The organism is Verrucomicrobiota bacterium, assembly GCA_027622555.1.
In the GTDB taxonomy this organism is placed as follows: Bacteria; Verrucomicrobiota; Verrucomicrobiia; order Opitutales; family UBA2995; genus UBA2995.
In genome coordinates this window covers 1-8299 of the sequence record JAQBYJ010000181.1, presented here as the reverse complement: position 1 = coordinate 8299, position 8299 = coordinate 1, and the positions used below count along the sequence as shown (strand labels likewise).

5 protein-coding genes are annotated in these 8299 nt (G+C 49.7%); all 5 read left to right on the top strand.

Going from position 1 to position 8299, the window contains the following annotated elements; translation table 11 throughout:
* Positions 1–303 precede the first annotated feature (303 nt).
* The 5 genes from O3C43_23965 (at position 304) to O3C43_23945 (ending at position 7653) form a co-directional block, all read left to right on the top strand.
* Positions 304–2388, top strand: a complete 2085-nt coding sequence (locus O3C43_23965) for a 3-hydroxyacyl-CoA dehydrogenase NAD-binding domain-containing protein (GenBank protein ID MDA1069542.1) — start codon at positions 304–306, stop codon at positions 2386–2388.
* Between the two features lie 227 nt (positions 2389–2615).
* The gene (locus O3C43_23960; protein MDA1069541.1) at positions 2616–3617 is read left to right on the top strand and encodes an amidohydrolase family protein; all 1002 of its coding nucleotides are present in this window, start codon (positions 2616–2618) and stop codon (positions 3615–3617) included.
* 246 nt (positions 3618–3863) lie between these two features.
* A complete protein-coding gene (locus tag O3C43_23955) occupies positions 3864–5642 on the top strand; it encodes a class I adenylate-forming enzyme family protein (GenBank protein MDA1069540.1) in 1779 nt (592 codons plus the stop codon).
* A gap of 192 nt (positions 5643–5834) precedes the next feature.
* Positions 5835–6902 (top strand): NADPH:quinone oxidoreductase family protein, encoded by a 1068-nt coding sequence (locus O3C43_23950; GenBank protein MDA1069539.1) that lies wholly within the window; start codon positions 5835–5837, stop codon positions 6900–6902.
* Positions 6903–6933: 31 nt separating this feature from the next.
* Entirely contained in the window at positions 6934–7653 is a 720-nt protein-coding gene (locus tag O3C43_23945) for a histidine phosphatase family protein (protein MDA1069538.1), read from the top strand.
* The last annotated feature ends 646 nt before the right edge of the window (positions 7654–8299 follow it).

Genomic DNA, 8299 nt, shown 5'->3' with positions numbered 1-8299 from the left:
AATACAGGCCAATTGTATGTAGTGTAATTGAACTCGATTTTAGGACAAAAACTAAAAAACGCGGCGATCAATAGAAGATTTGACTTTAATGGCCATTTCCGGATTTTCAGTGTGGCCGATTACTTTTACGGTTTTTCCTGTTCTCTAACTCCACCTAATGATTCTTTATTCCAATAGTTCATCTCAACTCCGACTATTCCCCGCCTACCCGAACTGCATACTTGAGTTCATCCCAAACTACATCACACAATTTTCAAATCAGTAAACTAGCAATTCTCAACAGCATAAAATGGACTTAATAAAATGGCTGCGATAACAGACATGGTTAACCTGGAATTTCAAGACGGCATCGCCGTGGTGCGGATCGATAATCCGCCGGTAAATGCTCTGAGCAGAGGTGTTCGAGACGGTTTATACGAAGCGGTAAAGCAAGCCGATGCGGATGAGGCGGCAAAAGCGATCCTGATTATATGCAACGGTGGGACCTACATCGCAGGAGCTGACATCAAGGAGTTTGGAAAACCGCAACAGGGCATGTCATTATTTGAAGTCCAGAAGGTCATCGAAGGTGCTTCCAAACCGGTAATTTCCACTATGCATGGCACCGCACTCGGTGGTGGATTGGAAACGGCGATTACTTGTCACTATCGTGTGGCGGTTGCTTCCACCAAATTCGGCCTTCCAGAAGTCCACCTGGGAATTTTACCTGGAGCGGGAGGCACCCAACGTCTGCCCCGTATAGTGGGTGTAGAAAAGGCTTTAAATATGATGGTCACCGGAATTCCTGTGAACGCCAAATTTGCGCTGGAGAACGGCCTCATCGACGAGATCGTCGAAGACCTCTTCGAAGGCGGCATGGCCTTTGCGAAAAAAATCGTCGAGGAAGGACGACCTCTCGTAAAAGTACGAGACGCCAATGAGAAACTCGAGGCAGCGAAAAATGATCCGGAGCTTTTTGACCGCTTTCGAAAACAGATCGCGCACAAAGCCCGTGGTTTCGATTCGCCCAAAGCCATCATCCAATGCGTCGAAGACACCCTGACAAAAACCTTTGATGAAGGCATTCAAGCCGAGCGCGAACGGTTTATGACTTTGGTAACGAGCATCAAGTCACAGGCCCAACGTTATTACTTCTTTGCGGAGCGCCAGGCAGCCAAGATTCCTGATGTCCCAAAAGACACTGAAATTATTCCGATCAATAAAGTCGGGATGATTGGTGCGGGAACCATGGGCGGCGGTATCTCCATGAATTTCCTTTCAAAGGGTACTCCGGTTACGATCGTCGAATCGAATCAGGAAGCGCTCGACCGCGGACTCGCGGTTGTTCGCAAAAACTACATGCGTGGAGTTAAAAGCGGACGCATCACGGAAGAAGGAGTTGATAAACTCATGGCTCTTCTAACGCCCTCGCTTTCCCTGGAAGACCTGGCCGACTGTGACATGGTCATTGAAGCCGTGTTCGAAAATCTCGATCTGAAAAAGGACGTTTTCAGGAAACTCGATGGGATCGTTAAGGAAGGTGCCATTTTGGCAACCAATTCTTCAGCGCTCGATGTCAACGCGATTGCCGCGGTGACCAAACGTCCCGAGTGGGTCATCGGAACTCATTTCTTCAGCCCGGCAAATATCATGAGACTTCTTGAAATTGTCCGCGCCGAAAAAACGTCGAAGCCTGTTCTTGCAACCGCAATGGGACTGGCCAAGCGACTCGGAAAGATTCCAGTGGTGTCAGGCGTATGTCCCGGCTTCATTGGAAACAGGATTTTATTCCAGCGCGGCATACAGGCTCAGAAACTTATCGATGAAGGAGCCATGCCCTGGGAGGTGGACGAGGTAATTTACGACTTCGGTTTTCCAATGGGACCTTTTGCCATGGGAGACTTGGCGGGCTTGGATATTGGTTGGGACGCAGAAAGTTCCAAACCCGAAGAAAAACTCAAAGACAAGCTATGCGAGATGAACCGTCGCGGTCAAAAGACAGGAGCTGGCTATTACGACTACGATCCGGAAACACGGGCCAAGACTCCAAACGCGGAAGTCGAAAAATTGATTCTCGAATTCTCAGAGAGGCGAGGAACAACACGCCGGGAAATCAGCAAGGAAGAGATTCTTCAAAGATGTATCTACCCGATGATTAATGAGGGGGCGAAAATCCTCGAAGAAGGCATTAGCCAAAGACCGAGCGATATCGACGTTGTCTGGGTCAATGGATACGGCTGGCCCGTCTATCGAGGTGGTCCAATGTTCTATGCGGACACCGTTGGACTCGATAAGGTCTTGGAAAAACTAAAAGAATTTCAAGAGCAGGATCAGGATGACTTCTGGCAACCTTCACCACTGATCGAAAAGCTGGTAGCCGAGGGCAAAGGTTTCAAAGACATGGCGTAGCTTGGATTTCGAACCGGATGGGAGCAAAGAGGTATTAAATTCCCAAGAATGTTCACACGATGTATATCTTCCATATTATAGTTCGTAAACACGCTGTTTGCACCCATCCTCGGGCCGACATGCCGGGTGTTCCTCTTTCTCAGCTCGGTTACGCACAGAAGTGCGCGCCCTCGCCTCTCAATCGTAAAGCCCAACATCTCAGCTCCGTGAGAAAGCCAACCTAGGGCATGGCAATAACAGCACCAAGCCAAGAATGGCTCGACCAGGTACGCGAGCCGATCATTGATCCAGACCGGATAATAGTAGATCCCCATCACCACCTGTGGGAATCGCCCGATTGGACCTACCTCCTTGATCACCTTTGGGCGGATACAGGTTCGGGTCACAACGTGACCAAAACAGTCTACCTGGAATGTCGTTCGAGCTACCACACCGATGGTCCGGAGCATTTAAAACCCGTTGGTGAAACGAAATTTGTGGAGTCCTTCGCTTCGGCCTCGAGTAAGGGAGCGGGACCAGAAATCGCCGGAATCGTTTCGCATGCCAATCTATCGAGTCCATATCTGGATGAAATACTGGATGCACACGAGGAAGCAGCAAATGGTTTATTCCGCGGTATACGCCACTCCATCGCCCGCGAACCGCATCCGGAATATCTCTCCTTACCCGGTCGGGGAACGGAAGGTCAGTCAGATGATAAGGCCTTTCGGCTCGGTGTGCGGCGGCTCGGAGACCGGGGGTATACCTACGAAAGTTGGCTCTATCATCACCAGATCCTGGATTTTAGGGCCCTGGCACAATCAGCGCCAGACACCATCATAATTCTTGATCACTTTGGAACACCGCTCGGAGTTGGACCCTACGCGAATCTGCGTGAGGAGATATTCGAACAATGGTATGAAGACATTGCTGCCCTTGCCGAATGCCCAAACGTATTTGCAAAGCTCGGCGGACTTGCCATGCCCGACAATGGGTTCGGATGGGATAAGCGAGACTTGCCAGCGAGCTCCGATGAGTTCGTTGAAGCGCAGGCGCGGTATTACAACCATACCATAAAGTGTTTCGGTCCAAACCGCTGTATGTTCGAAAGTAACTTTCCGGTAGATCGCCTTTCACTTTCCTACCACGTGCTCTGGAACGGGCTTAAAAAAATCGCAGCTCAATATAGCGAAGAGGAGCAAACGGCTATGTTTAGTGAGACCGCTACTCGTATCTACAAACTAGACTAACCCAATGAGTAAATTCTTAAAATACCTGGAGGCAAAGCAGGGATGCTTTTGCCCTACCATTTCAGCTAATAAAGGTAGGGCCGCCGCGCGCGCCTCGGCGAAGCATCGCGAAGACGGGTCCTCGCAGTGCCGTTTATTATACGAGGGAAATGTCGTTTTCAAATTGCTTAGATCAATGGTCTTACGACCATTGCTACAATGTAGCCACGGTCGTGAGACCGTGGAGAACGGTTCAGATTGACTACCATGAAATCAGTTCCCAATACCCCGCTAACCCGAGATGAAGCGCTTGCGCTCATGGCCTGCAGCGAGTCGCCACTCGCCGTTTCCAAGGTAGTCGTCCGAGGAGTCGAGTTCGATGTCTTTACTCACGCGCCCAATGACCTGCGTGATTTTTTTAATTACTCAAATAAGCATTTCAAAGAAGAAGAGTTTCTAATCTTCGAAGACGAGCGATGGACCTTTGGTGAAGTTCAAAGAAAATCCGTGGCCCTGGCAAAGTCACTCATTCAACTGGGAATAAAACCGGGCGATCGCATAGCCATCTCGATGCGGAATTACCCCGAATACGTTCTGGCAATCGAAGCGATTCTAGCCGTTGGAGCGGTCGCTGTCACTTTGAATGCCTGGTGGTTACCTAATGAAATTGAGTATGGCCTCATCGACAGTGGAGCGCGGTTTGCGTTTGTGGATCACGAGCGCTGGGACCGATTTATCCCTTCCCGAAATTTATTGGAACTGGGTGTGGCGGTTACTCGATTAAGAGGAGCGCTACCGGAAGGCGTATTGCATATGTCGTACCTGTTTGAGCCGTCCGATGATAATGTATTTCCAGCACTCGACATAGACACGGACAGTGACGCTTTGATCATGTATACGTCAGGATCAACGGCCAAGCCAAAGGGAGTAGTGTTAACCCATCGAGGCACCGTCAACGCCTTGTTGAATTTTGGCTGCATTGGCGTACTCGCGTTACTAACGGGTGATAACGAAGAATTAAGGGAGGCTGTCCTAAAGTGGCTCAATAAAGGACCGGCTGCCATGGGTGAGCTTATCAGTAAAGAATTTCCACGGGAAAAGCTGCTGGCAAATGTTCCTTTATTCCATGTCTCGGGACTGCAAACGATGTTATTCCTAAGCTACCGTGCCGGTCGACGGATGGTCCTGATGTATAAGTGGAGCACTGAGAGTGCTCTCCAATTAATTGAAAAAGAATCGGTTACCAGGATGGATGGAGTTCCTACCATGGTCGGCGAGGTCCTCCATTCTCCCGATTTGGATAAATACGATTTGAGCAGCTTATTAACCATCAGCGGCGGTGGTGCCGCCCGACCACCCGGGCACGTCAAACTTTTGCAAGAACGGTTTCCAAAGGTAATTCCGGGAGTAGGTTATGGAATGACGGAGACGAATGCCTCAGGAGCAACTATTGGAGGACCGGAATATATTGCACGTCCTACCTCAACAGGTCGGGCAACAGCGCCACTGATGAAGATTGAGATCCGGGATGAACACGGAAAAAACATCGGAACTAACCAGGAGGGTGAAATCTGTATGAAGTCCGTTTTGAATATGCGCTGCTACTGGAACAAACCCGAAGAAACAGAAGAAACACTGAAGGACGGTTGGATCTATTCCGGTGATCTGGGTCATCTTGACGAAGAGGGATTTCTTTACATCACGGGTCGGGCGAAAGATATGATTATTCGCGGTGGGGAGAACATCGCCTGCGGAGAAATTGAAAACGTCTTGCACGAACATCCGGCAGTAAACGAAGCGGCCGTCCACAGTGCACCGGACGATCGCCTTGGCGAAATTGTATGTGCGTCGATCTATCTTCGGAAAGACTGCCATGCCACCATTGAGGAGATACAAGAGCATGTCCGATCACATTTAGCGGCATACAAGGTGCCCAGCCACGTTTATTTTGCTGAGGAAAGATTACCCAGGATCGCTTCGGGGAAGTTCGACAAGATCACTTTGAAAAAAGAAGCAATCAAACGACTAGAGGAGGCAAGTTCCTGAGTTGATCATTCATCCCGTTCTAAAACTATAAATCTTATGCCATAATGTAGGAGCAAATTTATTCGCGACCCGAAAGACTTTGAACTATTAATTCGCGAATAAATTTGCTCCTACATTTCGAATCGGATCTCGAATATTAATAATAACAGTCACGCTAAGATTAATATTTAATACACCCACAACATCTCAGATATGAACAAAACAATCAAAGCAGTGCGCTGCCACCGATACGCAGCCTTCAACGAGGAAGGAAAACTGCTACCCGAGCCGGAACCTCTTCGAGATGTGCTTTCGCTGGACGAAATTCCCCAGCCCCATTGCGAGGACGGACATGTTTTGATCGATGTGCACTACGCAGGTGTGCAATACCCGGACGCACTGCAGGCACAGGGGCTTTACCAAATGAAGCCGGAACTTCCCTATGTACCCGGTATGGACGTTTCTGGAATCGTGTTAGAAACAGGCGCAGGTGTCGACCGGGTAAAAGTCGGTGATCGAGTGATCGCCCTGCTCAGCATCGGTGGTCTTGCTGAGATCGTCAGCGTCCCAGCTCGGTCAGTGTGGAAAGCTCCAGCTAATATGCATCTTTCAAAATGCACAAACTTGGGAAGAAACTATATTCCCGCCTACTATTCACTTAAAATAGTCGGCGAGGTCGGTGACGGAGATCTTGTTCTCGTCGATGGTGCTTCCGGTGGTGTCGGAATGGCTGCTGTGGGTTTAGCAAAAGCTATGGGCGCGAAAGTGATCGCCGGGGTGAGCGTTCCGGCAAAAATGGAATACCCGACCTCGGCAGGAGCAGACCGCACGCTCTGCTACGGAAGCGACCGGGAAAGTTTTAAGCAGTTCAAAATCGAAGTTAAAAAAGCAGCCGGAGAACTGGGGCATCCTGCAGGCGTCGACGTCGTAATTGACATGGTCCAAGGCGGGTTATTTGAAGGCGCTCTGGTTTCCGTCATTCGTCCCTTGGGAAAAATCTGCATGGTAGGATTCACAGCCGGGCAAAAGCCGATTCGTCCCGGGATGCTGTTGATTAAAGAAGTTGCGGCCATCGGAAGTATGTGGGGCCGTTGGGCTCGAGATAATCCGGAAGGCCACGATATTAACGTCTCTGAAATCGTAGGTTTTCTTGAGAGTGGCGCCGTCCCACCTCGCGTTGACCGTATTTTTCCTCTCGAAGATTTTGTGAAAGCTTTCGAATTATTCGAACGCAACGAAGGCCGAGGAAATACGGTTGTGTGTATCAAGGAAGAATCATGAATCTGGCCTTGAAAATGAAGACCAAGAAATAATGAGTGTACTCTACGCCGTTCGTCATGGTCAGGCATCGTTTTTCAAAGCTGATTACGATCAGCTTTCATCCACGGGTCTCGAGCAGGCACGGCTACTTGGCCATTATTGGGTGGAGAATCAGGTTTCAATCACGGAAGTCTATTCGGGTTCTCTGACTCGTCAGCTCGACACAGCGAAAGCCGTCGGCGAGAGCTTTCGCGAAGCGGGGTTTCCTTGGCCAGAAGTACAAGTGCTTGAAGGCCTCAACGAGTACCACGCCGACCAGGTCATGAATTTCCTAAAGGCTGAACTTATCGAAAAGCACGGATCAGTAAGACAGCTGAATGAGGATTTCGAAAACGCACATGGAGACAAAGAGCGCTATCGAAGCTTTCATCGTCTACTGGAAGCAGTGATGAAGTTTTACATCGCGGGTGATTACGAGAGCGACGGATTCGAGACTTGGCAGCAGTTCCACAACCGGGTTCGAGAAGCGGTTGATGTAATTCGCTCGAAAGAATCAAGTGGACGAAAGATTGCGGTGTTCACTTCGGGTGGTCCCATCGGAGTCATGGTCCAAACCACACTGGAGGCTCCCGAACAACAAGCCGGCCAACTCAATTGGCGGGTACACAACGGATCCATATCACAGTTTACTTTCAGCTCAAACCGAATCTCACTCGATCAATTCAATTCCATCCCCCACTTGACCACCGATGACGTGCGGACGTATCGGTAACAAAGATCGTTTGGGGTTACTCCGCCATCGAGCTGATGCTGTCCATGATCGAGCGGAATACTATGGGCGTGCCCGACCATCCAAAGGTCTTAACCATTCTGAGCGATTGGTTTGAGGGGAAAACCCAGCCCAATAGACTGAGTCAGAAAAGCGACTTAGACTAAATAAACGGCTAAACGGCCCTTCCTACCTTGAAGGTGGGAGAGTATGGGGTCATATCTTGGGTGGGAGAGTATGGGGTCATATCTTGGATCTCTGTGGGAGAGTATGGGGGAGAGTATGGGGTCAGGGGAGAGTATGGGGTCATATCTTGGATCTCGACAAATATTTTTCGACCTGCTTCCTAAAAATATCCTGACGGAAGTTACCGCGGTTGATTACGTGATAACAGGCTCCCTCATACTCTACTCTTGCTCTCCTTGCCATGTAGGAAGAAGAAAAGTAAATCTAGGCTGTTTGTCAATATCCAAGACGTGACCCCTCTAGTGCCTGCTAGTGCCTCCCAAGACGTGACCCCTCTAGTGCCTCCCAGGCCTTCGTAGCCAAGGCGCCGGTAGCGGTAGTACCATTTTTCCAGCGTCGAGGCGCCGTAGTGGTGTCCGTCGTAATTGCGCCGGGCACACAGGTTCAAGGCATGCGATAACGG

Excerpts from the sequence above, each read along its gene's own strand:
- O3C43_23965 (MDA1069542.1), top strand. The coding sequence starts at position 304 with ATGGCTGCGATAACAGACATGGTTAACCTGGAATTTCAAGACGGCATC.
- O3C43_23960 (MDA1069541.1), top strand. The coding sequence starts at position 2,616 with ATGGCAATAACAGCACCAAGCCAAGAATGGCTCGACCAGGTACGCGAG.
- O3C43_23955 (MDA1069540.1), top strand. The coding sequence starts at position 3,864 with ATGAAATCAGTTCCCAATACCCCGCTAACCCGAGATGAAGCGCTTGCG.
- O3C43_23950 (MDA1069539.1), top strand. The coding sequence starts at position 5,835 with ATGAACAAAACAATCAAAGCAGTGCGCTGCCACCGATACGCAGCCTTC.
- O3C43_23945 (MDA1069538.1), top strand. The coding sequence starts at position 6,934 with ATGAGTGTACTCTACGCCGTTCGTCATGGTCAGGCATCGTTTTTCAAA.